The organism is Geodermatophilus sp. SMS 5-13 (assembly GCF_059428245.1).
The window spans coordinates 5008294-5034181 of sequence record NZ_CP165729.1 but is presented as its reverse complement, the minus strand read 5'-3'; the positions used below and the strand labels follow the sequence as shown (position 1 = coordinate 5034181).

Annotated in this window: 22 protein-coding genes; 20 read left to right on the top strand and 2 right to left on the bottom strand. The window is 74.2% G+C overall.

Annotated features, from left to right (window positions below; genetic code table 11):
- Nucleotides 1–133 precede the first annotated feature (133 nt).
- Nucleotides 134–1084: an o-succinylbenzoate synthase gene (locus AB3388_RS24355; RefSeq protein WP_495407895.1), complete on the top strand. Its 951-nt coding sequence runs from the start codon at nucleotides 134–136 to the stop codon at nucleotides 1082–1084.
- A complete protein-coding gene (gene menD / locus AB3388_RS24350) occupies nucleotides 1081–2775 on the top strand; it encodes a 2-succinyl-5-enolpyruvyl-6-hydroxy-3-cyclohexene-1-carboxylic-acid synthase (RefSeq protein WP_495407894.1) in 1695 nt (564 codons plus the stop codon). Before AB3388_RS24355 ends, menD begins: the two co-directional genes overlap by 4 nt.
- A 34-nt stretch (nucleotides 2776–2809) precedes the next feature.
- On the opposite strand, the gene AB3388_RS24345 is transcribed toward menD, so the two are convergent.
- Nucleotides 2810–4078 (bottom strand): isochorismate synthase, encoded by a 1269-nt coding sequence (locus AB3388_RS24345; RefSeq protein WP_495407893.1) that lies wholly within the window; start codon nucleotides 4076–4078, stop codon nucleotides 2810–2812.
- A gap of 35 nt (nucleotides 4079–4113) precedes the next feature.
- On the opposite strand from AB3388_RS24345, the gene AB3388_RS24340 reads away from it, so the two are divergent.
- Nucleotides 4114–4833 carry a demethylmenaquinone methyltransferase gene (locus AB3388_RS24340; protein ID WP_495407892.1) on the top strand — a complete coding sequence of 240 codons (720 nt, stop codon included), beginning with the start codon at nucleotides 4114–4116 and terminating at the stop codon, nucleotides 4831–4833.
- Between the two features lie 7 nt (nucleotides 4834–4840).
- Here AB3388_RS24340 and AB3388_RS24335 read toward each other — a convergent pair whose 3' ends face one another.
- A complete protein-coding gene (locus AB3388_RS24335; protein ID WP_495407891.1) occupies nucleotides 4841–5671 on the bottom strand; it encodes a helix-turn-helix domain-containing protein in 831 nt (276 codons plus the stop codon).
- Nucleotides 5672–6054: 383 nt separating this feature from the next.
- On the opposite strand from AB3388_RS24335, the gene AB3388_RS24330 reads away from it, so the two are divergent.
- From AB3388_RS24330 to AB3388_RS24250, 17 genes are all read left to right on the top strand, one after another.
- On the top strand, nucleotides 6055–6723 hold the full coding sequence (locus AB3388_RS24330; protein ID WP_495407890.1) for a phosphoribosyltransferase: 669 nt from the start codon (nucleotides 6055–6057) through the stop codon (nucleotides 6721–6723).
- Between the two features lie 137 nt (nucleotides 6724–6860).
- Complete coding sequence (locus AB3388_RS24325; RefSeq protein ID WP_495407889.1) at nucleotides 6861–8147, top strand: geranylgeranyl reductase family protein; 1287 nt, start codon at nucleotides 6861–6863, stop codon at nucleotides 8145–8147.
- Between the two features lie 96 nt (nucleotides 8148–8243).
- Complete coding sequence (locus AB3388_RS24320; RefSeq protein ID WP_495407888.1) at nucleotides 8244–8606, top strand: NADH-quinone oxidoreductase subunit A; 363 nt, start codon at nucleotides 8244–8246, stop codon at nucleotides 8604–8606.
- Between the two features lie 15 nt (nucleotides 8607–8621).
- Entirely contained in the window at nucleotides 8622–9314 is a 693-nt protein-coding gene (locus tag AB3388_RS24315; RefSeq protein ID WP_495407887.1) for a NuoB/complex I 20 kDa subunit family protein, read from the top strand.
- Nucleotides 9315–9348: 34 nt separating this feature from the next.
- Nucleotides 9349–10089: an NADH-quinone oxidoreductase subunit C gene (locus AB3388_RS24310; RefSeq protein ID WP_495407886.1), complete on the top strand. Its 741-nt coding sequence runs from the start codon at nucleotides 9349–9351 to the stop codon at nucleotides 10087–10089.
- A 13-nt stretch (nucleotides 10090–10102) separates the two neighbouring features.
- Nucleotides 10103–11425, top strand: coding sequence for an NADH-quinone oxidoreductase subunit D (locus AB3388_RS24305; protein ID WP_495407885.1), 1323 nt, complete (start codon nucleotides 10103–10105; stop codon nucleotides 11423–11425).
- Nucleotides 11422–12501: an NADH-quinone oxidoreductase subunit NuoE gene (gene nuoE / locus AB3388_RS24300; protein WP_495407884.1), complete on the top strand. Its 1080-nt coding sequence runs from the start codon at nucleotides 11422–11424 to the stop codon at nucleotides 12499–12501. Before AB3388_RS24305 ends, nuoE begins: the two co-directional genes overlap by 4 nt.
- Before the next feature lie 5 nt (nucleotides 12502–12506).
- Nucleotides 12507–13838: an NADH-quinone oxidoreductase subunit NuoF gene (gene nuoF, locus AB3388_RS24295; RefSeq protein ID WP_495407882.1), complete on the top strand. Its 1332-nt coding sequence runs from the start codon at nucleotides 12507–12509 to the stop codon at nucleotides 13836–13838.
- A 76-nt stretch (nucleotides 13839–13914) separates the two neighbouring features.
- Complete coding sequence (locus AB3388_RS24290) at nucleotides 13915–16386, top strand: NADH-quinone oxidoreductase subunit G (protein WP_495407881.1); 2472 nt, start codon at nucleotides 13915–13917, stop codon at nucleotides 16384–16386.
- Nucleotides 16383–17873: an NADH-quinone oxidoreductase subunit NuoH gene (nuoH, locus tag AB3388_RS24285; protein ID WP_495407880.1), complete on the top strand. Its 1491-nt coding sequence runs from the start codon at nucleotides 16383–16385 to the stop codon at nucleotides 17871–17873. The genes AB3388_RS24290 and nuoH overlap by 4 nt, the downstream gene beginning before the upstream one ends.
- Nucleotides 17863–18507, top strand: a complete 645-nt coding sequence (gene nuoI / locus AB3388_RS24280) for an NADH-quinone oxidoreductase subunit NuoI (RefSeq protein WP_495407879.1) — start codon at nucleotides 17863–17865, stop codon at nucleotides 18505–18507. Before nuoH ends, nuoI begins: the two co-directional genes overlap by 11 nt.
- Complete coding sequence (locus AB3388_RS24275) at nucleotides 18504–19379, top strand: NADH-quinone oxidoreductase subunit J (RefSeq protein ID WP_495407878.1); 876 nt, start codon at nucleotides 18504–18506, stop codon at nucleotides 19377–19379. The genes nuoI and AB3388_RS24275 overlap by 4 nt, the downstream gene beginning before the upstream one ends.
- Nucleotides 19376–19675 (top strand): NADH-quinone oxidoreductase subunit NuoK, encoded by a 300-nt coding sequence (gene nuoK / locus AB3388_RS24270; protein ID WP_495407877.1) that lies wholly within the window; start codon nucleotides 19376–19378, stop codon nucleotides 19673–19675. Before AB3388_RS24275 ends, nuoK begins: the two co-directional genes overlap by 4 nt.
- Nucleotides 19676–19702: 27 nt before the next feature.
- Nucleotides 19703–21610 carry an NADH-quinone oxidoreductase subunit L gene (nuoL, locus tag AB3388_RS24265; protein WP_495407876.1) on the top strand — a complete coding sequence of 636 codons (1908 nt, stop codon included), beginning with the start codon at nucleotides 19703–19705 and terminating at the stop codon, nucleotides 21608–21610.
- Nucleotides 21611–21640: 30 nt separating this feature from the next.
- Nucleotides 21641–23281 carry an NADH-quinone oxidoreductase subunit M gene (locus AB3388_RS24260; RefSeq protein WP_495407875.1) on the top strand — a complete coding sequence of 547 codons (1641 nt, stop codon included), beginning with the start codon at nucleotides 21641–21643 and terminating at the stop codon, nucleotides 23279–23281.
- A complete protein-coding gene (nuoN, locus tag AB3388_RS24255) occupies nucleotides 23281–24810 on the top strand; it encodes an NADH-quinone oxidoreductase subunit NuoN (protein WP_495407874.1) in 1530 nt (509 codons plus the stop codon). The genes AB3388_RS24260 and nuoN overlap by 1 nt, the downstream gene beginning before the upstream one ends.
- On the top strand, nucleotides 24810–25868 hold the full coding sequence (locus AB3388_RS24250) for a polyprenyl synthetase family protein (protein ID WP_495407873.1): 1059 nt from the start codon (nucleotides 24810–24812) through the stop codon (nucleotides 25866–25868). Before nuoN ends, AB3388_RS24250 begins: the two co-directional genes overlap by 1 nt.
- The last annotated feature ends 20 nt before the right edge of the window (nucleotides 25869–25888 follow it).

Here is a 25888-nt window from a genome sequence, read left to right as displayed (position 1 = left end):
CCTACGTCGCTGCCGAACCAGGGCGGGTCTGACGGATCTCCAGCCTCGGTAGCGCCGACCGGGCCGCGGGGCGTCCGCCTGGACGTCGCTCCCATCGGCATGGATCCGTCTGACCCGCCCTAGGCTGGCCGCCGTGACTGCCACGGCCGACCCTGAGCTGTCGGCCGAGGTCTACCGCGTGCCGATGCGCACCCGCTTCCGCGGAATCGACGTCCGCGACGGGGTGCTCGTGCGCGGGCCGGCCGGCTGGGGCGAGTTCTCCCCGTTCTGGGACTACGACGTCGCCGAGAGCCGCCGCTGGTGGGCCGCGGCGGTCGAGGCGGCGGTCGACGGCTGGCCGGCGCCGGTGCGCGACGCCGTCCCCGTCAACGTCACCGTGCCCGCGGTCGACGCCGAGCGGGCGCACGCGATCGTGGCCGCCTCCGGCTGCCGCACCGCCAAGGTGAAGGTCGCCGAGCCCGGGCAGACGCCGGCCGATGACCTCGCCCGCGTGGAGGCGGTGCGCGACGCGCTGGGACGGGGCGGCGCGATCCGGGTCGATGCCAACGCCGCCTGGGACGTCGACACCGCCGTCAGCCGGATCAAGGAGCTGGACCGGGTGGGGCTCGAGTACGTCGAGCAGCCTTGCGCGTCCCTGGCGGAGCTGGCCGGCCTGCGCCGGCGGATCGACGTCCGGATCGCCGCCGACGAGGTGGTCCGCCGGTCGGCCGACCCGCTGGCGGTGGACCTGCGTGAGGCCTGCGACGTCGTCGTCCTCAAGGTGCAGCCGCTGGGCGGGGTGCGGGCGGCGCTGCGCGTGGCGGAGGCGCACGGCCTGCCGTGCGTCGTGTCGAGCGCGCTGGAGTCCTCGGTCGGCATCGCCGCCGGGGTGGCGCTGGCCGCGGCGCTGCCGGAGCTGCCGTTCGCCTGCGGCCTGGCCACGGTCGCGCTGTTCACCGCGGACGTCACCAGCACGCCGCTGCTGCCGGTGGACGGCGCCCTGCCGGTGACCCGCCCGCAGCCGGACCTGCTGGCCGAGGTGGCCGCCGACCGGGAGACCGCGGCGCGGTGGCGCGCCCGGCTCGAGGCGGTGCGGGCCGCGTGAACCCGTCCACCGCGTTCGCCCGCGTGCTCGTCGACGAGATGCTCCGGGGCGGGGTCACCGACGCCGTCCTGGCCCCGGGCTCGCGCTCGGCCCCGGTCGCGCTGGCCTTCGCCGCCGCCGAGCGGGCCGGCCGGCTGCGCCTGCACGTGCGCATCGACGAGCGGACGGCGGCCTTCCTCGCCCTCGGCCTGGCCAAGGCCTCCGGACGCCCGGTGCCGGTGCTGACCACCTCCGGGACGGCGGCGGCGCACCTGCACGCCGCCGTGCTGGAGGCCGACGCCAGCGGGGTGCCGCTGCTCGCCCTCACCGCCGACCGCCCGCCGGAGCTGCGGGCGACCGGCGCCAACCAGACGATCGAGCAGGCCGGGATCTACGGCGGCGCGGTGCGCTGGGCGGTCGACGTCGGCGTGGCCGAGGCCGGGCGGGAGGCGGCGCAGAACCGCGACTGGCGCTCGGTGGCGGCGCGGGCGCTGCTCGTCGCGCGCGGGGCGCTGTCGGCCGACCCGGGCCCGGTGCACCTCAACCTGCCGCTGCACGAGCCGCTGCTGCCGGACGCCGAGCCGCCCGACGAGCCGGCCGGCCCCTGGGCGGGGCGGGACGAGGGGCGGCCCTGGACCGAGGCCGCCCCCGCGCCGGTGGCCGTGCGGTCGGCGCCGTCGGGGGTCGCGCGCACCCTCGTGATCGCCGGCGACGCCCCCGACGCGCTGGGCCGGTCGGCCGCGGTGCTCGCCGACACCAGCGGCTGGCCGGTCGTGGCCGAGCCCAGCAGCGGGGCGTGGGGCGCGTCCGGCGCGGTCCGGAGCGGGGCCCTGCTGCTCGGGGCCGCGGCCTGGCTGGCCGAGCACCGGCCCGAGCGGGTGCTCGTCGTCGGGCGGCCGACGCTGTCCCGGCCGGTGTCCGCCGTCCTCGCCGACCCGTCGGTGCGGGTGGAGACGGTGGCGGCGCGCCCGCGCTGGGCCGACGCGCCGCGCAGCAGCGAGCTGGTCTCCCTGGGGACGTCGGTCGACCCGCCGGCCGGCCCGATGGCCGAGGGCTGGCTGGACGACTGGCGCGACGCGGGCGCGCAGGTCGGCGCCGCGGTCGACGCCGTCCTCGATGCCGCACCCGTGCTGACCGCGGCGCGGCTGGCCCGCGACGTCGTCGCCGCCCTGCCGCCCGGCGCCCTGCTGGTGCTCGGCTCCTCGACGCCGGTGCGTGACGTCGACCGGCTGGCCGCGCCGCGCGGCGACGTGACCGTGCTGGCCAACCGCGGGGTCGCGGGCATCGACGGCACCGTCTCCACCGCCGTGGGCGCCGCGCTCGTGCACGACGGGCCGGCGGTCGCGCTGATGGGCGACCTCACCTTCCTGCACGACCTCACCGGCCTGCTCGCCGGGGAGGGGGAGCAGCTGCCCGACCTCACCGTCGTCGTCCCGGACAACGACGGCGGCGGCATCTTCGCCCAGCTCGAGCCGGGGGAGGAGCGCTACGCCGCCGACTACCGCCGCGTCTTCGGCACGCCGCACGGGCGGGACCTGGTGCCGATCGCGCAGGCCCTGGGCTGGACGGCGACGGCCGTCTCGGTGGCCGAGGAGCTGCCCGCCGCCCTGGCGCTGGGCGGGCCGCGCGTGGTCGTCGTCCGCACCGACCAGCGCGCCGAGGCCGACCTGGCCCGGGAGCTGCGGGCGGCCGCCGCCGAGGCCCTGCGCTAGCCGCCGCAGCCGACGGCGGACGCCGGGCGGGGGCTCAGCCCTCGAGGGCGGCCTGGAAGGCGGCGAACTTCGCCTGGGTCTCGGCCAGTTCGGCCTCGGGCTGCGAGCCCGCGACGATGCCGCAGCCGGCGAACAGCCGGGCGGTGCACGGGTCCTCGGCCGACACCTCCGCGCAGCGCAGCGCCAGGCCGAACTCACCGTCCCCGCGGGCGTCGAGCCAGCCGACCGGGCCGGCGTAGCGGCCGCGGTCCATGCCCTCGAGCTCCCCGATCAGCGCCACCGCCTCGCGAGTCGGCGTGCCCCCGACGGCCGCGGTCGGGTGCACGGCGCCGATCAGCTCGAGCAGCCCGGCCCGGCTGTGCCGCCGCTGGATCCCTCGGACGTCGGTGGCCAGGTGCCGCACGTTGGCCAGGGCGAGCAGCTCCGGCTCGTCGGGCGCGGTGAGGGACGCGCAGTAGGGCTGCAGCGCCCGGACCAGGGAGTCGACGGCGAATGCGTGCTCGGCGCGGTCCTTGGCCGAGCCCAGCAGCGCCGCGGCCAGCCGCTCGTCGTCGGCGCCGGCGCCGCGCGGGGCGGTGCCGGCCAGCACCCGCGCGGACAGCTCCCGGCCGGTGCGGCGCAGCAGCAGCTCCGGGGTGGCGCCGAGCAGGCCGTCGACGGCGAAGGTCCAGCACCCGGGGAAGCGGCCGGCGAGCCGGCGCAGCAGCAGCCGCGGGTCCAGCGGGACGTCCGAGGTGACCAGCAGGTCGCGGGCCAGCACGACCTTGGCCAGGTCGCCCGCGGTGATCCGGCGCACCGCGGTGGCGACGGCGGCGCACCAGCTGGCCGGGTCGAGCGCACCGTCGGCGTAGCGCAGCCGCAGCGGCGCGTCGTCCGCCGCGGCCCGGGGCGCGGCCGCGAGGGCCCGCCGCGGGTCGGCGCCGTCCGTCGTCGTCACCCAGCCGACGCCGTCCCGCAGGCCGACCACGACCTGGGGAACGACGAAGACCGACGTTCCCACTGACGGGTCGAAGGCGATGCCGGCGAACAGCACCGGACCCGAGCCGGGGACGCCGAGCCGGTCGTCGACCCGCGCGTCCGCGGTGTACGCCGCCCACCACTCGGCCGCCTCGGCCAGCGCGCGCGGGCCGGAGACCTCCAGCCGGGCGGCCTCGCCCCAGCCGACCAGCCCCTCGCCGTGGCGCACCCAGGACAGCGCGCCGTCGGCCGGCAGCAGGTCGAGCAGGGCGGCGGAGTCGTCGATCCGCAGCGTGGCGAACGCGGGCGCGGCAGTGCCTGGAGAGCTCACGGCCGCCGCAGTCACCGCCCCAGCCTAGGAGCCCCGGTAGCGTCGCCGCCGTGGGAGACCGGGGAGACACCGAGCACACGGAGGGCTTGCGGGCCGGCCTGGACAAGGAGCCGGCCGAGGTCGCGGCCATGTTCGACCGGGTCGCCCGCCGCTACGACCTCACCAACACGGTGCTCTCCGGCGGGCGCGACGCCGCCTGGCGGCGGGCCACCCGCGAGGCGCTCGACCCCCGCCCCGGGCAGGTCGTGCTCGACGTCGCGGCGGGGACGGCGGTCTCGACGGTGGAGCTGGCCGCGGGCGGCGCCACCGCGATCGCGCTCGACTTCTCCCAGGGCATGCTGCACGCCGGCGCCGACCGCCCGGTGCCGAAGGTCGCCGGCGACGCCATGGCGCTGCCGCTGGCCGACGAGAGCGTCGACGGCGTGGTCATCTCCTTCGGCCTGCGCAACGTCGCCGACACCGACGCCGCGCTGCGCGAGTTCCGCCGCGTCACCCGGCCCGGCGGCACGCTGGTGGTCTGCGAGTTCTCCAGCCCCACGTGGGCGCCGTTCCGGACCGTCTACACCGAGTACCTGATGCAGGCGCTGCCGCGCATCGCCCGCGCGGTCAGCAGCAATCCCGAGGCCTACGTGTACCTGGCCGAGTCGATCCGCGCGTGGCCCGACCAGCCGGCGCTGGCCGGGCGGCTGCAGGCGGCCGGCTGGGCCGACGTCGGCTGGCGCAACCTCACCGGCGGGGTCGTGGCCCTGCACCGCGGCCGCCGCGCCTGAGCCCGCGTCACGCGGCGGGGCACTCCGGCAGGCCGAGACCGCCGCGGTCGTCCGCGTCCACCCACACCTCGGACAGGTAGCCCAGGCCGCCGTCGGGCAGCGGGACCCCGTACCAGAGGGTCGAGGAGTAGAGGCCGGGGTTCGCGTCGTCGGCCGTCGTGGAGTCGTCGCCGTTCGTCGTCCGGTCGCCGGCGACCTGGCAGGAGACGGTCACGCGGTCCGACGTGCGGTACTCCGGGCCGCCCTCGACGGCGCAGCCGCGGCTCTTGCAGTAGATCTCCGGCCGGGTGGACAGGTAGGCGGTGGTGTCCTCGCGCATGGCGGTCGCCCCGTCGGTGACGACGTTGTGCACCACGACCTCCTCGCCGTCCGCGGCGGCCGCCGACGCCGACGGCGCCGCCGCGCTCGGGGCGGCGTCCGCGTCGTCGGTGACGTCGCCCAGCAGCAGGCCGACCAGGACGCCCATCGCCACGAGCAGCACGGCGGCCGCGGCGAGCAGCCAGGGACGGCGCCCCGCGGAGCGGTCCTCGCCCGCCTCGGGCGGTGCCGCGGACCGGTCCGGCGCCGCGGGGGCGTCCGGAAAGGTGTCGTGCCAGCGCCGCGTCCACTCCTGCGGATCGGAGCCCAGCGCCTGGACGAGCGCCTGGACGACCTCGAGCGAGGGTCGCGAGCGCCCGCTCAGCGCCGCGGACAACGTGGAGTCGCTGAAGCCGGTGCGCTGCTGCAGCACCCGCAGCGTCGGGTTGCCGGCTTCCGTTCGCAGCGTCCGCAGCGACCGCGCGAAGTCGGCGGCAGGCGACCGATCAGTCGGATCGATCGCGCGTTCAGGCCGGCCCATGGTGCCCCCGTGGCGGATATGCCGTTGTCCGGTTGTCCGGGCATGTCTATCCGAGGGTGCGCCTGCGTGGCCGGAAAACGGACGTTTCGTTACCAATTTCCCCATGTCTCCCGCCCTGACCCGCGGGAGACGGGCCATGCGGGGGCGGACGGCGGCGCGATTTCCGCGCCGCCGTCCGGCGCCGCTGCCCGGCGGTGCGGGCGGGACTAGCGTCGGTCCATGACGATGCCGCCGCCGGAACCGCCGGGTGGCCCCCAGCCGCCCACCCCGATCGACCCGCTGCCGCCGCCGGAGCCCGCGCCTCCCACACCGGTGCCGAATCCGACCGACCCGATCGCACCGCCGCCCTCCGGCCCGCAGCCGGTGTAACCGGGGAGCCGGCCATGGGGCGGCGCAGGCCCTTCGCCGACCGGCGCGAGGCCGGTCGCGCGCTCGGCGCGGAGCTCGCCGCGCGGCTCGGCGACGACACCGGCGAGGTCGTCGTCCTCGGGCTGCCCCGCGGCGGCGTGATCGTGGCCGCCGAGGTCGCCGGCGCCCTCTCCGCCCCGCTCGACCTGGTCGCCGTGCGCAAGCTCGGGCTGCCCTGGCAGCCGGAGCTGGCCATGGGTGCGATCGCGGCCGCCGGCGACGCGGTCGAGGCGGTGCGCACCGAGGCGGTCCTGTCCCGGGTCGACGTCGACCCGCAGAGCTTCGAGGCCGTCCGGCAGCGCGAGCTCACCGAGCTGCGCCGCCGGGAGGCGGCCTACCGGCACGGCCGGACGCCGGTGCCGCTGGCCGGCCGCACCGTCGTCGTGGTGGACGACGGGCTGGCCACCGGCGCGACGATGCGCGCCGCCGTGGCCGCCGTCCGCCGCTCGCAGCCGTCGCGGGTCGTGGTCGCGGTGCCCGTCGGCTCGCCGCACACCTGCGCCGACCTCGCGCCGCTGGTCGACGACGTGGTGTGCCTGTGGTCCCCCGACGCGTTCTCGGCCGTCGGCCAGGGGTACGCCGACTTCTCCGCGACCAGCGACGACGAGGTGCGCGCCGCGCTCGGCGCGGCCTTCAGCGGCTGAGCCCGTCCGGCGGCTGCCGGGGTGGTTCCCGGGGGTCGGTGTTCCCTGCGACACATACGGGCCTAGACTCGGGACGGCGGACTTTGTGAACCTTTTCACAAAGTCCCGGGACCCTCAGTGCCGGGAAGGGGTGTGCGGTGCCGACGACCGACGTGTCCGGCTCCGGGCAGTCGCGCGCCGACGTGCTGGTCGTCGGCGCCGGCCCGGCGGGCTCGGCCGCGGCCTGGACCCTGGCCACCGCCGGCCTCGACGTCGTCGTCCTCGAGAAGGCGCTGTTCCCCCGCGAGAAGGTCTGCGGCGACGGCCTCACGCCGCGCGGGGTCAAGGCGCTCGACGACATGGGCATCGACACCTCGCCGGCGGCCGGCTGGGTCCGGCACAAGGGGCTGCGCGTCTTCGGCGGGGGGCAGGTCGTCGAGGTCGACTGGCCGACGCTGGACCGCTGGCCCGGCTACAGCCTCGCCCGCCCCCGCCGCGACCTCGACGCCATGCTGGCCCGGCACGCGGCCGCCGCCGGCGCGCGCGTGCACCACGAGGTGACCGTCACCGAGCCGCTGCTCGACGACGCCGGCCGCGTGGCCGGGGTCCGCGCGCAGGCCGGTCCGGGCAAGGAGCCGGTCACCTGGCGCGCGCCGCTGGTCGTCTCCGCCGAGGGGCTCTCCGGCCGGCTGGCCAAGTCCCTGGGGCTGGTCCGCCGCGAGGACCGCCCGCTCGGCGTCGCCGTCCGCCGCTACGTCGCGACCCCGCGGACGCACGACGACTACCTCGACATCTCCTTCGACCTGTCCGCCGACGGTCCCGACGCCGACTCGATGCCCGGCTACGGCTGGTCGTTCGGCATGGGCGACGGGACGGCGAACGTCGGCTTCGGCCTGCTCGACACCCGCCGCGCCGCCAACTCCGACCACCGCGCGGTCTTCCGCCGGTGGCTGACCACGCTGCCGCCGGAGTGGCAGCTCGACGAGCAGCACGCGGTCACGCCGGTGCGCGGCGCCGGGCTGCCGATGGCGCTGCACCGCGGGCCGGCCTACACCCGCGGGCTGCTGCTGGCCGGCGACTCGGCCGGCACGGTCAACCCGTTCAACGGCGAGGGCATCAGCTACGCGATGGAGACCGGGCGGATGGCCGCCGAGACCGCCGTCGCCGCGCTGGCCCGCCCGGCCGGGCCGGCCCGTGAGGCGGTCCTGCGTGGCTACCCCGACCGGCTGCGCGCCGAGTACGGCGCGCACCACCGGCTGGGCACCGTCTTCCTCGCCCTGCTGGCCCGCCCCGACCTGGTCCGCTTCGCCACCGCGCACGGGCTCAAGCGGCCCGCGCTGGTCCGCGGCGCGCTGCGGCTGATGGGCAACCTGTCCGACGGACGGCGAGGTGACGGCGTCGACCGCGCCCTCGACGTCCTCCACCGACTCGCCCCGGCGGTTTGACGTGGTCCATCTCACACGCCGGATACATGTCGACACGCTGGGTGCAAGCGCGGCCGTTTACCGGAACGTGATCGACCTCACCGTAGGGTGCCGCTGATGCTCTCGACCTACGTCCCGATCCTCGGGCTGTTCGCGCTCGCCGCCGCGTTCGCGCTCTTCTCGGTGACCCTCGCGCCGTTCGTCGGGCCGCGCCGGTACAACCGGGCCAAGCTCGAGGCCTACGAGTGCGGCATCGAGCCGGTCGACCAGCCGCTCAGCGGCGGGCGGTTCCCGGTCCGCTACTACCTCACGGCGATGCTCTTCATCGTCTTCGACATCGAGATCGTCTTCCTCTACCCCTGGGCCGTCGCCAACGACGCCCTCGGGGTGTTCGGGCTGGTCGAGATGGTCGTCTTCATCGCCACCGTCTTCCTCGCCTACGCCTACGTCTGGCGTCGCGGCGGGCTCGACTGGGACTGAGAAGGGGCACTCACGATGGGTCTCGAGGAGAAGCTCCCCGGCGGCGTCCTGCTGACGAGCGTCGAGAAGCTCGTGAACTGGACGCGGAAGTCCTCGCTGTGGCCTGCCACCTTCGGTCTCGCCTGCTGCGCGATCGAGATGATGGCCACCGGCGCCGGCCGCTACGACCTGGCCCGGTTCGGCATGGAGGTCTTCCGCGCCTCGCCGCGGCAGGCCGACCTGATGATCGTCGCCGGTCGGGTGAGCCAGAAGATGGCGCCGGTCCTGCGCCAGATCTACGACCAGATGCCCGAGCCGCGCTGGGTGCTGGCCATGGGCGTGTGCGCCAGCTCGGGCGGCATGTTCAACAACTACGCGGTCGTGCAGGGCGTCGACCACATCGTGCCGGTGGACATGTACCTGCCCGGCTGCCCGCCGCGGCCGGAGATGCTCACCGACGCGATCCTCAAGCTGCACCACAAGATCATGAACGAGCCGCTCGGCCCGAAGCGGGCGCGCCAGCTGGTCCGCGACCAGGAGGACGGCACCGCCAAGGACCTCCTGGTCGAGATGCCGTCGACCGTGCGCGCGAACAAGGAGCTGCGCCGCGCCTACGAGCAGGCCGCGGCCGAGGGGCGCACCGGCCAGTTCCTCATCGAGGAGCGGAACGGCAACGCCGTCCTGCTGCCCGAGGAGCGTCCCACGGGCCTCGGAAAGGCCTGGCGATGACGACAGGTCCCGGAGTCGAGCAGGAGGTGCAGCGATGACCGGCCCCGGCGACCGCAGCGGGCGCGAGGAGGCCTCGGAGGGCGCCACGGCGCCCGGCGGTGGCTTCCGCAAGGGCGCGTTCGGCGTCAGCGGCAGCGGTGACACCTCCGGCTTCGGCGGGCTGGTCCGCGTCGAGCCCGGCGGCGCGGTCGCGCTGCACTCGACCGACCGGCCCTACGGCGGCTACTTCGACGAGGTCACCGACGCGCTGATCGAGGCGGTGGGCCAGGCCGTCTACGACGCGGCAGTGCTGCGGGTGCTGGTCGACCGCGGCGAGATCACCTACTTCGTCGTCCGGGAGCACCTGCTGACACTGGTGCAGGCCCTCCGGGACGACGAGGCGCTGCGCTTCGAGCTGCTCTCCAGCGTCTCCGGCGCGGACTACCTCGACAGCGGCGGCCCGGCGGCGACGCCGGAGCGCCCGCGGCTGCACGCCGTCTACCACCTGACCTCGATGACCTACCGCCGGCGGATCCGGCTGGAGGTGGCGGTCACCGCCGAGGACCCGCACGTCCCCTCGGTCACCGGCATCTACCCGACGGCGGACTGGCACGAGCGCGAGACCTACGACATGTTCGGGATCGTCTTCGACGGTCACCCGGCGCTGACCCGGATCCTCATGCCCGACGACTGGGACGGCTTCCCGCAGCGCAAGGACTACCCCCTCGGCGGCGTCCCCGTGGAGTACCACGGCGCGACGATCCCGCCGCCCGACACCCGCCGCGCCTACCGGTGACCGGGGAGAACTCATGACCACGACATCCGATCCGTACGCCGGCTCCTACGACACCACCGAGGGCCGCGTCTACACCGTCACCGGCGGCGACTGGGACACCACGCTCGGCGCCGACCCGATCGACGCCGAGCGGCTCGTCGTCAACCTCGGTCCGCAGCACCCGTCGACCCACGGCGTGCTGCGGCTGGTGCTCGACCTCGAGGGCGAGACCGTCACCAAGGCGCGGGTGGTCATCGGCTACCTGCACACCGGCATCGAGAAGAACACCGAGTACCGCACCTGGACGCAGGGCACGACGTTCGTGACGCGGATGGACTACCTCTCCCCGCTGTTCAACGAGACCGCCTACTGCCTGGCCGTCGAGAAGCTGCTCGGGGTGGAGGCGCCGCCGCGGGCGCAGACGATCCGCGTCCTGGTCATGGAGCTCAACCGGATCGCCTCGCACCTGGTCGCCCTGGCCACCGGCGCCATGGAGCTCGGTGCGCTCACCGGCATGACCAACGGCTTCCGCGAGCGGGAGATCGTCCTCGACCTCCTCGAGGAGATCACCGGCCTGCGGATGAACCACGCCTACATCCGCCCCGGTGGCCTGGCCCAGGACCTGCCCGAGGGCGCGGTCGAGCACCTCCGCGAGTTCCTGCGGATCATGCCGGCGCGGGTGGCCGGCCTGCACAAGCTGCTCACCGGTCAGCCGATCTGGCAGCGGCGCCTGAAGGACGTCGGCTACCTCGACGTCACCGGCTGCGTCGCGCTCGGCGCCACCGGACCGATCCTGCGCGCCGCCGGCCTGCCCTGGGACCTGCGCAAGGTGGAGCCGTACCTGGGCTACGAGACCTACGACTTCGAGGTGCCGACCGCCGACACCTGCGACGCCTGGGGCCGCTACCTGGTGCGCGTGGCCGAGATCAGCGAGTCGCTCAAGCTGATCGAACAGGCGCTCGACAGGCTCGAGCCGGGTCCGGTCATGGTCGAGGACAAGAAGATCGCGTGGCCCGCGCAGCTGTCCCTGGGCGCCGACGGCATGGGTAACTCCCTCGACCACGTCAAGCACATCATGGGCCAGTCGATGGAGGCCCTGATCCACCACTTCAAGCTGGTCACCGAGGGCTTCCGGGTGCCGGCCGGGCAGGTCTACGTGCCGATCGAGTCGCCCCGCGGCGAGCTCGGCTACCACGTGGTCAGCGACGGCAGCACCCGCCCGTGGCGCGTGCACGTGCGCGAGCCCAGCTTCGTCAACCTGCAGGCGACGGCCGCGATGAGCGAGGGCGGCATGATCGCCGACGTCATCGCCGCGATCGCCTCGATCGACCCGGTGATGGGTGGTGTTGATAGGTGAGTGCGCTCCCCGGATCGGCCGAGGGGACGGCGGTCACCGGGCTCGACTCGAGCCCGGTCGAGCCCGCCCCCGCGGACCTGCCGGAGATCCCCGAGCGGGCCCGCGCCGAGGCCGCCGAGATCATCGCCCGCTACCCGGTGCCGCGCTCGGCGCTGCTGCCGATGCTGCACCTGGTGCAGAGCTACCAGGGCTACGTCTCGCCCGAGGGCGTGGCGTTCTGCGCCGGGCAGCTCGGCCTGACCAAGGCCGAGGTGGGCGCGGTCGCGACCTTCTACACGATGTACAAGCGCCGCCCCACCGGCCGGCACCTGGTCAGCGTCTGCACCAACACGCTGTGCGCCGTCCTCGGCGGGCAGCGGATCTTCGACGCGCTGTGCCAGGACCTCGGCGTGCACCACGACGAGACCGCCGCCGACGGCTCGATCACCCTCGAGCACGCGGAGTGCCTCGCCGCCTGCGACTACGCGCCGGTGGTCACCGTCGACTACGAGTTCTACGACCAGCAGGACGTCGAGAGCGCCCGCGCCCTGGTCGCGGCGCTGCGCCGCGGCGAGAAGCCGCACCCCACGCGCGGCGCCCCGCTCACCGACTTCCAGGGCATCAGCCGCCAGCTCGCCGGCTTCTCCCAGCACGCCGACACCGCCGCCCGCGACGCCGCGATCGACGCGCCCGGCGAGCTCGGCCCGACCCTGGTCGGTGTGCGGCTGGCCGCACAGCGCGGGGAGGCGGCGCCGTTCCTGCCGGGCGCCGACAACCCGGACGACCCCGCGCACACCCGGCTCGTCGGCGAGCCGCGCGCCGCCACCGGCCCCCATGGCCCCGTCCAGGACACCGCCGCGAGTTCGCGACCGGTGGGTGGGACGGGGTCCTTCCAGGGGCAGACCCACGACAAGGAGGCCGCCGACGCGCGCGTGGCCGCGGCGGACACCCTGGCCGAGCGCTCCGGCGCCGCCGGGGCGCACCCGCAGGCGCCCGAGCCGGCGGGCCGGGAGCTCGCCGACCGCGACTCCGGCACCGAGACCCCCGCAGGCACCGAGCCGGGCACCTCCGGCCAGGGCCCGCAGAAGGAGGCCTGAACCCCGTGCCCCTCACCCCCGTGCTCACCTCCCGCTGGGACGCCGACCGGTCCTGGCGGCTGTCGACCTACGAGTCCCTCGACGGCTACGTCGGCCTGCGCACGGCGCTGACGATGACGCCGGACGAGCTGGTCACGGTGGTCAAGGACTCCGGGCTGCGCGGCCGCGGCGGCGCCGGCTTCCCGACCGGCATGAAGTGGAGCTTCATCCCGCAGCCGAAGCCGGGGGAGACCCCGACCGGTCCGGCCGCGATGCCCAAGTACCTCGTCGTCAACGCCGACGAGGGCGAGCCGGGCACCTGCAAGGACCTGCCGCTGATGATGGCCGACCCGCATTCGCTCATCGAGGGCGTGATCATCGCGGCCTATGCGATCCGGTCGCACTTCGCCGCCATCTACGTGCGCGGCGAGGCGGTGCACGCCCACCGCCGGCTGGTCAGCGCCGTCGAGGAGGCGTACGCGGCCGGTTACCTCGGCCGCGACATCCTCGGCTCCGGCTACGACCTGGAGCTGGTCGTGCACGCCGGCGCCGGCGCCTACATCTGCGGCGAGGAGACCGCGCTGCTCGACTCGCTCGAGGGCTACCGCGGCCAGCCGCGGCTCAAGCCGCCGTTCCCGGCGGTCGCCGGCCTCTACGGCGCGCCGACGGTGATCAACAACGTCGAGACGCTGGCCAGCGTCCCGTTCGTCGTCCGCGGCGGCGCGGACTGGTTCAAGGAGTTCGGCCCGGAGAAGTCGCCCGGCCCGAAGATCTACTCGCTGTCCGGCCGCGTCGTCCGGCCCGGGCAGTACGAAGCCCCGATGGGGACGACGATGCGCGAGCTGCTGGAGATGGCCGGCGGCGTCCGCCCCGGGCACGAGCTGAAGTTCTGGACGCCGGGCGGCTCCTCGACGCCGTACTTCACCGCCGAGCACCTCGACGTCCCGCTCGACTTCGACTCCGTGGCCGCGGCCGGCTCCATGCTCGGCACCACCGCGCTCATGGTGTTCGACGAGACCGACTCGATCGTCGAGGCCACCCTGCGGTTCACCGAGTTCTACGCGCACGAGAGCTGCGGCAAATGCACCCCGTGCCGCGAGGGCACCTACTGGCTGGTCCAGATCCTCGAGCGGCTGGTCCACGGCAAGGGGACGGCGGCCGATCTCGACCTGCTCGTCGACACCTGCGACAACATCCTCGGCCGCTCGTTCTGCGCGCTCGGCGACGGCGCGACGAGCTGCATCGCCAGCTCGCTGAAGTACTTCAAGGACGACTACGTCGCCCTGCTGCCCCCGGAGGAGCAGGCCCGGCTGGGCCGCTCGCTCCCGATCGAGCCGGTGAAGGTCGGAGCCGCATAGTGGCCGAGCTTGCGAGGACATCGACGAGCAGAGTGACCGAGGGCGCTGGGACGAAGAGCGCCAGCGAGGAGACCCAGTGACCGTCCAGCCCACGTCGCCGGTCCCTGCGCCCGCGGTGCCCCCCGGCGCCCCCGGCCCGCACACCCCGCCGGACGCCGTCCACTGCGTCATCGACGGCTTCGACGTCGCCGTCCCCAAGGGGACGCTGATCATCCGCGCCGCCGAGATGATCGGCGTGCAGATCCCGCGGTTCTGCGACCACCCGCTGCTCGAGCCGGTCGGCGCCTGCCGGCAGTGCCTGGTCGAGGTCGAGGGCCAGCGCAAGCCGGTCGCCTCCTGCACGATGCCGGTCACCGAGGGCATGGTCGTGAAGACCCAGCTCTCCAGCCCGGTCGCCGACAAGGCGCAGCAGGGCACGATGGAGCTGCTGCTGATCAACCACCCGCTGGACTGCCCGGTCTGCGACAAGGGCGGCGAGTGCCCGCTGCAGAACCAGGCGATGAGCAACGGCCGCACCGAGAGCCGGTTCATCGACGTCAAGCGGACCTATCCCAAGCCGCTGCCGATCTCCTCCCAGATCCTGCTCGACCGCGAGCGCTGCGTGCTCTGCGCGCGGTGCACCCGCTTCTCCTCGCAGGTGGCCGGCGACCCGTTCATCGAGCTGTTCGAGCGCGGCGCGCTGGAGCAGGTGGCGATCTACGAGGACGAGCCGTTCGAGTCCTACTTCTCGGGCAACACCACGCAGATCTGCCCGGTCGGCGCGCTGACCAGCGCCGCCTACCGGTTCCGCGCCCGGCCGTTCGACCTGCGCAGCGAGCCCAGCGTCTGCGAGCACTGCGCCTCCGGCTGCGCCCAGCGCACCGACTACCGGCGCGGCAAGGTGCAGCGGCGGCTGGCCGGCGAGGCCCCCGCGGTCAACGAGGAGTGGACCTGCGACAAGGGGCGCTACGCGTTCCGCTACGTCACCGCCAACGAGCGGCTGACCACGCCGCTGGTCCGCCGCGACGGCGTGCTGGAGCCCGCCTCCTGGCCGGAGGCGTGGGCGGTGGCCGCCGAGGGGCTGCGGCGGGCGCGGGCCTCCGGCGGCGTCGGCGTCCTGCCCGGCGGCCGGCTGACCCTCGAGGACGCCTACGCCTACGCCAAGTTCGCCCGCCTCGCGCTGCACACCAACGACGTCGACGCCCGAGCCCGCGCGCACTCGGCCGAGGAGCTGGCGTTCATCGAGGCGGAGGTCGCCGGCACCGGACCGTGGACCGGCGGGGTCACCTACGACGATCTCGCCGCGGCGCCGGCGGTCCTGCTCGTGGCCTTCGAGCCCGAGGAGGAGTCGCCGATCGTCTTCCTGCGGCTGCGCAAGGCGGTGCGCAAGGGCGGCCTGACGGTCTTCGACCTGGCCCCGTTCGCCACCCGCGCCGCCGAGAAGCTGCGGGCCACCGTGCTCACCACGCTGCCCGGCGCGGAGGCGCGGTCGCTGGCCGCCCTCGCCGACGGCACCTGGGGCGGCGCGGCGGTCGACGCGCTGCGGCAGCCCGGCGCGATCGTGCTGGCCGGCGAGCGGCTGGCCGAGATCCCCGGCGGCTTCTCCGCGGTCGCCGCGCTCGCCCGCGCCACGGGCGCCCGCGTCGGCTGGGTGCCGCGCCGGGCCGGCGAGCGCGGCGCGGTCGAGGCCGGCGCGCTGCCGACCCTGCTGCCGGGTGGGCGCAGCGTCGCCGACCCGGTCGCCCGCGCCGACGTCGCCGCCCGCTGGGGCGCCGACCCGGCCGACATGCCGGCCACCCCGGGCCGCGACACCACCGGCATCCTCACCGCCGTCCGGGACGGCGAGCTCGCCGGCCTGCTGGTCGGCGCCGTCGACCCCGCGGACCTGCCCGACCCGGCGCTGGCCGCCGAGGCGCTGCGGGCGGCGGGCTTCGTGGTCAGCCTGGAGCTGTTCCCCAGCGCGGTCACCGAGGTCGCGGACGTCGTCCTGCCGGTCGCGGCCGCACCGGAGAAGGCCGGCACCTACCTGGACTGGGAGGGCCGGGCCCGCCCGTTCGACGCCACGCTGCACGGCACCGGGCCGCTGCCCGACGGCCGCGTGCTGCAGGGCCTGGCCGACGAGCTGGACGTCGACCTGCGGCTGCCCGCGGTGGAGACCGCCCGCGCCGAGCTCGCCTCCCTGGGCGCCGCCCGCACCGGCGAGGCCGCCGTCCCCACCGTGGTCGCGCACGCCGGCGCCGAGCTCGCCGAGGACGAGGCGCTGCTGGCCTCGTGGCGGCAGCTGCTCGACGTCGGCACGCTGCAGCGCGACGAGCCCGAGCTGGCCGGCACCGCCCGCCCGCCGGTGGCCCGCCTCGGCAAGGACGCCGCCCGCCGGCTCGGCCTGGCCGACGGCGACCGGCTGACGGTCACCGGGCCGGCCGGCGCGATCAGCTTGCCGGTGCGGATCACCGAGATGCCCGACCAGGTGGTCTGGCTGCCGATGCGGGCGCCGGGCAGCGAGGTCCGCGCGCAGCTCGGCACCGGCCCCGGCGGCGTCGTGACGCTCAGTGCCGGAGGTGCCGCGTGAACGTCCTCGCCACCGCGAACCAGCCGACGCTCGAGGACTTCGGGCACGACGTCTGGTGGATCGTGCTCATCAAGATCGTCGGGATCTTCGTGGTCCTCGTCGTGATGACGCTGTTCGCGATCGTCTTCGAGCGCAAGGTCGTCGCCCGCATGCAGCAGCGGGTCGGCCCCAACCGGGTCGGCCCCCGCGGCTACCTGCAGAGCCTCGCCGACGGCCTGAAGCTGGCGTTCAAGGAAGACATCATGCCGGCGCTGGCCGACAAGCCGGTGTACTTCCTGGCGCCGGTCATCGCCGCCGTCCCGGCCTTCCTCGCCTTCTCGGTCATCCCGCTGGGCCCGACGGTGAGCCTGTTCGGCCACCGGACGCCGCTGCAGCTCACCGACGCCCCGATCGGCGTGCTGATCGTGCTGGCCTGCTCGGCGATGGGCGTCTACGGCATCGTGCTGTCCGGCTGGTCCTCCGGCTCGACCTACCCCCTGCTGGGCGGCCTGCGCAGCGCGGCGCAGATGGTCAGCTACGAGATCGCGATGGGCCTGTCGATCGTCGCGGTGTTCCTCTACGCCGGCACGATGTCGACCTCGGAGATCGTCGCGGCGCAGGCGAACGGCAACCAGCTGAACTTCTTCGGCGCCACGCTCACCGGCCCGAGCTGGTTCGCCGTCCTGCTGCCGGTCTCGTTCGTCATCTACTGCATCGCCGTCGTCGGCGAGACCAACCGCGCGCCGTTCGACCTCCCCGAGGCCGAGAGCGAGCTGGTCGGCGGCTTCCACACCGAGTACTCGTCGCTGAAGTTCGCGCTGTTCTTCCTGGCCGAGTACATCAACATGGTCACCGTCTCCGCGCTGGCGGCCACGCTGTTCCTGGGCGGCTGGCGGGCGCCGTGGCCGATCTCGATCTGGGACGGCGCGAACACCGGCTGGTGGCCGATGCTCTGGTTCTTCCTCAAGGTCGTCGTCGCGCTGTTCGTCTTCATCTGGCTGCGCGGCACGCTCCCGCGGCTGCGCTACGACCAGTTCATGCGCTTCGGCTGGAAGGTGCTCGTCCCGGTCGCGCTGCTGTGGATCCTCGCCGTCGCCACCATCCGCACCATCTCCCGCGAGGCGAACCTGCAGACCGGTGAGGTCGCGCTCTACGTGGGCGTGCCGATCGCGATCGTCGTGCTGGCCGCGCTGCTCGTGGCCGGGCGGGTCAGCAACGCCGGCGCCCGCAAGATGGCCGCCGCCGCGGCGGCCGGCTCCGTGCACGCCACCGAGCCCGAACCCGAGCCGCAGGTGCTGCCGCCCACCGGGCCGCGGCGCCGGGCGACGGGTGCGCCCAGCCGATCCGAGGGCGGGTTCCCGATCCCGCCGATGGACCTCGTCGTGCCGCCGTCCCCGCGGCTGCGCAGCCGGGAACCGGTCGGGGCCACCCCGCGCCCGGACGGCGCGGTCGTGAGCACCGGCCGGCGCGGCACCTCCGTTGCCGAGGAGGGCGACGATGACCGATAACACCCCCGCACGCCGCAGCGGCGGCGAGGTCGCGCGCCCGTCGAAGGACGGGCGCCCGGGCAAGCGCAGCATCCTGCCCGCGCCGGGACAGGGCTTCGGCGTCACCTTCGCGCAGATCTTCAAGAAGGTGACGACGGAGGAGTACCCGTTCGAGCCCAAGGTGACCAAGCCGCGCTACCACGGCCGGCACGTGCTCAACCGGCACCCGGACGGGCTGGAGAAGTGCGTCGGCTGCGAGCTGTGCGCCTGGGCCTGCCCGGCCGACGCGATCTACGTCGAGGGTGGCGACAACACCGAGGAGGAGCGCTACTCGCCCGGTGAGCGCTACGGGGCCGTGTACCAGATCAACTACCTGCGCTGCATCTTCTGCGGGCTGTGCATCGAGGCCTGCCCGACCCGCTCGCTGACGATGAGCAACGACTTCGAGCTGGCCGACGACAACCGCCGCGACCTGATCTACACCAAGGAACAGCTCATGGCGCCGCTGCTGCCCGGCATGGAGGCCCCGCCCCACCCGATGCGGCTGGGCGACGACGAGAAGGCCTACTACGTGCGGGAACCGCAGGCCGGGTCGGCTGCCGACGCCGTCGGGGTGGAGTGGGCGGGTGGAGCCACCGTGGGGGAGACGGTATGAACGTCCTCGCCGCGGCGGCCGCCGACACATCGGTCCAGCTGGGGGACGGCGAGGCCGTCGTCTTCTGGATCCTCGGCCCGCTCGCCCTCCTCGGCGCGCTGGGCATGGTGTTCGCCCGCAACGCCGTCCACTCGGCGCTGTTCCTCGTCGTGACGATGCTCTGCCTGGGCGTCTTCTACGTGACGCAGGAGGCGCCGTTCCTCGGCGCGGTGCAGATCATCGTCTACACCGGCGCGATCATGATCCTCTTCCTGTTCGTGCTCATGCTGGTCGGCCGCGACTCCTCCGACTCGGTCGTGGAGACCCTGCGCGGGCAGCGGGTGGCGGCCACCGTGCTGGGCATCGGCTTCGCCGGCCTGGTCGGTGCCGGGATCGCCGAGGCCACCCGGGACACGCCCGTCACCGGGCTGGACGCCGTCCAGGGCGGCGACGTGAACAACATCGAGGCGATCGCCGCGCTGCTGTTCACCCGCTACCTGCTGGCCTTCGAGGTGACCAGCGCGCTGCTGATCACCGCCGCGGTCGGGGCCATGGTGCTCGCGCACATCGAGCGCGAGCCCGGCACCCGGCGCACCCAGAAGGAGCTCTCGCGGGCCCGGTTCCTCACCGACCGGCCGCAGACGTTCCCCGGCCCGGGCGTCTACGCCCGCGCCAACTCGGTCGCCACGCCGGCCCGGCTGCCCGACGGCGGCTGGGCGGAGAGCAGCTTCGCCACCGGCATCGAGCCGGTGGAGGTCGAGGAGCTGCCGCGGCCCACCGGCCGCCGGCAGCTCGGCAGCCCGGACGACGCGCTCGGCACCCTCGAGGGCACGCCCAGCGCGATCCCCGGCGGCACCGGCGGCGGCAACCTCGACCAGGGGGAGTCCCGATGACGCTGAGCTACTACCTGGTGCTGGCCGCGATCCTGTTCACCATCGGCGCCGTCGGCGTCCTGGTGCGGCGCAACGCGATCGTCGTGTTCATGTGCGTCGAGCTGATGCTCAACTCGGTCAACCTGACGCTGGTCACCTTCGCCCGCGCGTCCGGCACCGTCGACGGCCAGATCATCGCGTTCTTCGTGATGGTGGTCGCCGCCGCGGAGGTCGTCGTCGGCCTCGCGATCATCATGTCGATCTACCGGACCCGCCGGTCCGCCTCGGTCGACGACGCCAACCTCCTCAAGTACTGACCGGGGTCTACCTCATGGAGAAGCGACGTGCCTGACGCGCTGCCCGCCACCGGGCTGCTCGCCGCCTCCTGGCTGCTCATCGTGCTGCCGCTCGCCGGCGCCGCGGTGCTGCTGCTCGGCGGACGGCGCACCGACCGCTGGGGCCACCTGCTCGGCTGCGCCACGGTGCTCGCCGCGTTCGTGCTCGGTCTGCTGTGCACCTTCCAGGTCGCCGACCTGCCCGAGCGCTCCGCGAACCTGGACCTCTACACGTTCATCTCGGCCGGGAACCTCGACATCCGGCTGGGGCTGCTGCTCGACCCGCTGTCGATGGCGTTCGTGCTGCTGATCACCGGGGTCGGCTCGTTGATCCACATCTACTCGATCGGCTACATGGCGCACGACCCCGGCCGCCGCCGGTTCTTCGCCTACCTCAACCTGTTCGTCGCGGCGATGCTGCTGCTCGTCCTCGGCAACAGCTACCTGGCCCTCTACGTCGGCTGGGAGGGCGTCGGTCTGGCGTCCTACCTGCTGATCGCGTTCTGGTACACCCGCCCGGCGGCGGCCACCGCCGCCAAGAAGGCGTTCATCATGAACCGCGTCGGCGACGTCGGGCTGGCGATCGCGATCTTCATCATGTTCGCCCAGCTCGGGACGACGTCGTTCGAGGGCGTCCTCGGCAACGTCGGCCTGCTGGCCGGGGGCGTGGTCACCGCCCTCGGTCTGCTCCTGCTGCTCGGCGCGTGCGGCAAGTCCGGCCAGTTCCCGCTGCAGGCGTGGCTGCCCGACGCCATGGAGGGCCCGACCCCGGTCTCGGCGCTGATCCACGCGGCGACGATGGTCACCGCCGGCGTCTACCTCATCTGCCGGTCGGCGCCGATCTACGACGCGACGCCCACCGCCCGCACCGTCGTCCTGGCCGTCGGCGCGATCACGCTGCTCATCGGCGCGATCAGCGGCTGCGCCTACGACGACATCAAGAAGGTGCTGGCCTGGTCCACGGTCAGCCAGATCGGCTACATGTTCCTGGCCGCGGGGCTGGGCCCGGTCGGGTACGTGGCCGCGCTGGCGCACCTGTACGCGCACGGCTTCTTCAAGGCCGGGCTGTTCCTCGGCGCCGGATCGGTCATGCACGCGATGAACGACCAGGTGGACATGCGCCGCTTCGGCGGGCTGTGGAAGAAGATGCCGGTCACCTTCTGGACCTTCTTCGCCGGCTACCTGGCGCTGATCGGGCTCATCCCGTTCTCGGGCTACTGGACCAAGGACGCGATCGTCGAGGCGACCTTCGACCGCGGCGACGCCTGGGGCTGGGTCCTCGGCGGGGCCGCCGTCCTCGGCGCCGGGCTGACCGCCTTCTACATGACCCGGCTGATGATCATGACCTTCTGGGGCCGGCCGCGCTGGGACGAGGGCGTGCACCCGCACGAGTCGCCGGCGGTGATGACGCTGCCGATGGTCGTGCTCGCCGTCGGGTCGGTCGCGGCCGGCTTCCTGCTCGTCCAGGCCTTCCCGCTGTCGGACTGGATGGCACCGGTGTTCGGCGAGCCGGAGGAGGCCGAGCACGTGATCGCGCCGCTCACCTTCGGCATCGGCATCACCGTGGTGGCCCTGCTGGGCGTCCTGCTGGCCTGGCTGTTCGTCGGCCGCCGCGAGGTGCCGGTCGTCGCGCCGGCCCGCGTCTCGCCGCTCGTGCGGGCCGCCCGCCACGCGCTCTACGGCGATGCGATCAACGAGTCGCTGTTCATGCGCCCCGGCCAGTGGCTCACGCGGGCACTGGTGTTCTTCGACAACCGCGGCGTGGACGGCGCGGTCAACGGCCTCGCCGCGACCATGGGCGGCTCCTCCGCACGGCTGGGCCGGCTGCAGACCGGCTTCGTCCGCAGCTACGCGCTCGGGATGCTCGGCGGCGCCGTGATCGTCGCCGGTGCGCTGCTGGCGGTGACGGCCGGATGAGCGGGCTGACTTTCCGAAAGGGCGCAGATCGTGGCTGACTTCCCCTGGCTCGTGCTCATGATCGTCGTGCCGGCGGTGGCGGCCGCGGTCCTCCTCGGGTTGCCGAAGGGGCGGGAGGAGCTGGCCAAGCAGGTGACGCTGGGTGTGAGCCTGGTGGTGCTGCTGCTGGCGGTGCTCGCGACGGCCGCCTTCGACCCGGACGGCGACCGGTTCCAGCTGACCACCTCGGTCTCGTGGATCCCGCAGTTCGGGGTGGACTTCGCGCTCGGGGTCGACGGCATCGCGCTGTCGATGCTGCTGCTCATCGGCGTCCTCGTGCCGCTGGCCGTCCTCGCCTCCTGGCGGGACACCTCGCCGGGCAACCGGTCGATGCGCACCTTCTTCGCCTGGCTGCTGCTGCTCGAGGCGGCGATGGTCGGCGTCTTCGCCGCGACCGACGTCTTCCTGTTCTACGTCTTCTTCGAGGCGATGCTCGTCCCGATGTACTTCCTGATCGGCAGCTTCGGCGGGCCGCGCCGGCAGTACGCCGCGATGAAGTTCTTCGTCTACAGCCTGGTCGGCGGCCTGATCATGCTGGCGGCGGTGATCGGCCTGTTCGTGGTCAGCAACAGCCAGCTGGGTCAGGGCACGTTCGCCTTCGACGCGCTGCGGCAGCTCGACATCGACCCGGGCGTGCAGAAGCTGCTGTTCCTCGGCTTCTTCGTCGCCTTCGCGATCAAGGCGCCGCTGGTGCCGCTGCACACCTGGCTGCCCGACGCCGGTGCCGAGGCGCCGATCGGCGGCGCGGTGCTGCTGGTCGGCATCCTCGACAAGGTCGGCACCTTCGGGTTCATCCGCTACTGCCTGCCGCTGTTCCCCGACGCCTCCCGGGACTTCGCGCCCTGGGTGCTCGGCCTGGCCGTCGCGGGCATCCTCTACGCCGCGCTGCTGGCGATGGGGCAGAGCGACATGAAGCGGCTGATCTCCTACACGTCGGTCTCGCACTTCGGCTTCATCGCGCTGGGGATCTTCGCCTTCACTACCGAGGCGGCCACCGGCGCGGTGCTGTACATGGTCATGCACGGCATCACCATCGCGCTGCTGTTCCTGGTGGTGGGCATGCTCATCAGCCGCGGCGGCTCCCGGGACATCCGCGACTACGGCGGGGTGGCCCGGTTCGCGCCGCTGCTGGCCGGCAGCTTCCTCGTCGCGGGCCTGGCCACGCTCTCGCTGCCCGGCACCAACAGCTTCGTCAGCGAGTTCCTCACGCTGCTGGGGGCCTTCCCGGTCCGGCCGGTCTTCACGGTGATCGCGACCGTCGGGATCATCCTGGCCGCGATCTACGTCCTGCTCATGTACCAGCGGACCATGCACGGCCCGCCCAAGGGCGTGCTGCTCGAGCCCGACGACGTGACCCCGCGGGAGGCGGCGGCGCCGGCCGGCCACGGGGCCACCGCGGTCCTCGAGGCGCCCGCGGCCACCCCGCGCCTGCGCGTCGCGGACCTCGACCGCCGCGAGCTCGCCGTCGTCACCCCGCTGATCGCGCTGATCATCGCCCTGGGCGTCTACCCGCAGCCGCTGATCGACCTGATCCGGCCCGCGGTGAGCGCCACGATGAGCGACGTCGGCGCGCCCGACGGGATCACGCCCTCCACGACCGACGCCGCACCGACCTCCGAGCGGGGTAACTGATGCCCGACATCTCCGCGCCGACCATCTCCGTGGCGGCCCTGGCGCCGCTGCTGTGCGTCTTCGGCGCCGCCTGCGTCGGCGTGCTGGTCGAGGCCTTCGCCCCCCGCCAGTCCCGGCACACGGTGCAGGTCGCCGTGGCGCTGGTCGGCACGCTGGGCGGCCTGATCGCCACCCTGCTGCTGGCCGGCACCCGGGAGGTCACCGCCGGCGGGGCGCTGGCCGTTGACGGCGCCGGGCTGTTCCTGCAGGCGGTGCTGACCGCGCTGGGCGTGCTGTCGATCCTCATGTTCGCCGAGCGGTCGCTGGACCCGGCGCGATCGGCGTTCGTCGCGATGGCCGCCGTCCCCGCCGGCAGCCCGCGCGACCGGGAGCTGCTCACCGAGCCCCGCGTGCAGACCGAGGTCTACCCGCTGGCGACCTTCGCCCTCGGCGGCATGATGCTGTTCGTCACCTCGAACGACCTGCTGGTCATGTTCGTGGCGCTCGAGGTGCTCAGCCTGCCGCTGTACCTGATGTGCGGCCTGGCCCGGCGGCGCCGGCTGCTGTCGCAGGAGGCGTCGGTCAAGTACTTCCTGCTGGGGGCGTTCGCCTCCGGGTTCTTCCTCTACGGCCTGGCGCTGGTCTACGGCGCCACCGGCAGCGTGCGGCTCTCGACGATCCGCGCGGCGGCGACCGCGGACACCGGCATCCTGCTCGTGCTCGGCCTGGCCCTGCTGATCGTCGGCCTGATGTTCAAGGCCAGCGTCGCGCCCTTCCACACCTGGACGCCGGACGTCTACCAGGGCGCCCCGACGCCGGTGACCACCTTCATGGCCGCCTGCACCAAGGTGGCCGCGTTCGGCGCGATCCTGCGGCTGCTCTACGTCGGCTTCGGCACCAGCGAGTGGACATGGCGGCCGATCATCTACGGCATCGCGATCGTCTCGATGGTCGTCGGCGCCGTCCTCGGCCTCACCCAGACCGACGTCAAGCGGATGCTGGCCTACTCCTCGATCGCGCACGCCGGGTTCCTCCTCACCGGCGTGATCGGCCTCGGTGGCTCGGGCCTGTCGGCGACGCTGTTCTACCTGCTCACCTACGGGGTGACGACGGTCGGCGCCTTCGCCGTCCTCACGCTGGTGCGCGACGGCGACGGGGAGGCCGGGCACCTCTCCCAGTGGGCCGGGCTGGCGCAGCGCTCCCCGGTGATCGCCGCGGTGATGACCCTGTTCCTGCTCTCGCTGGCCGGCATCCCGCTGACCGCGGGCTTCACCGGCAAGTTCGCAGCCTTCCGGGCGGCGGTCGAGGTGGGGGCCTGGCCGCTGGTCGTGGTGGCCGTGCTGGCGAGCGCGGTGGCCGCGTTCTTCTACCTGCGGGTCATCGTGCTCATGTACTTCTCGCCGCCCGCGGCAGACGGCCCGACCGTCGGCGTGCCCGGCCTGGCGACGACGATCGTCCTGGCGATCACCGCGACGGCGACACTCGTCCTGGGGATCGTTCCCGGGTCCGTTCTCGATCTGGCCGATCGGGCGGCTAGATTCGTCGGTTGATGACCGGAGCCCGCACCGCCCTCGACGGCGGCACCTCCGCCGAGCTCAGGCACCGGATCTCCACGCCGGCGTCGACCATCGGCCCCTGGCTGCCCGACGGCGCCCTCGGCGAGTCCCTCGCGGAGGGGCTGGCGCGAGTGGAGTCGGCGCTGATCGGCGCCGTCGGCAGCGAGCACCCCTTCGTGAGCGAGGCCGCCGGCCACCTCATGGCCGCCGGCGGCAAGCGGTTCCGGCCGATGCTGGCGCTGCTGGCCGCGCAGCTCGGCGACCCGACGGCGCCCGACGTCGTCCGCGCCGCGGTCGTGTGCGAGCTGACCCACCTGGCCACGCTCTACCACGACGACGTCATGGACGAGGCCGCCCTGCGGCGCGGGGCGCCCAGCGCGAACAGCCGGTGGGGCAACAGCATCGCGATCCTCACCGGTGACCTGCTCTTCGCCCGCGCCTCGAACCTGCTGGCCGACCTCGGCCCCGACGCCGTGCGCATCCAGGCGCGCACCTACGAGCGACTGGTGACCGGGCAGCTGCGCGAGACCGTGGGCCCGCAGGCGGGCGAGGACCCGATCGCCCACTACCTCGAGGTGCTGGCCGACAAGACCGGCTCCCTGGTGGCGACCTCCGCCCGCTTCGGGGCCGCCTTCGCCGGCGTCGACGAGCCGCTGGTGGCCGCGCTGACCGCCTTCGCCGAGGAGGTCGGGGTGGCGTTCCAGATCTCCGACGACCTGCTCGACATCGTCAGCGCCGACGGCGCCTCCGGGAAGGCGCCGGGGACCGACCTGCGCGAGGGCGTGGCCACCCTGCCGGTGCTGTTCGCCCTGGCCGGCGACGACCCCGCCGAGGCGCGGCTGCGCGAGCTGGTCGCGGGCCCGATCACCGACGAGGCCGAGCACGCCGAGGCCCTGGAGGCGCTGCGCTCCTCGGCGGCCCTGGCCCGCGCCACCGCCGTCCTGGGGGAGTACGCCGATCGGGCGAGGGAGCGGCTCGCCGTCATCCCTGCGGGTGACGTCCGGGACGCCCTCTCGGCACTCTGTGACTATGTCGTGACCCGCACCAGCTGACCGTCGCGCATCCTGGGTCC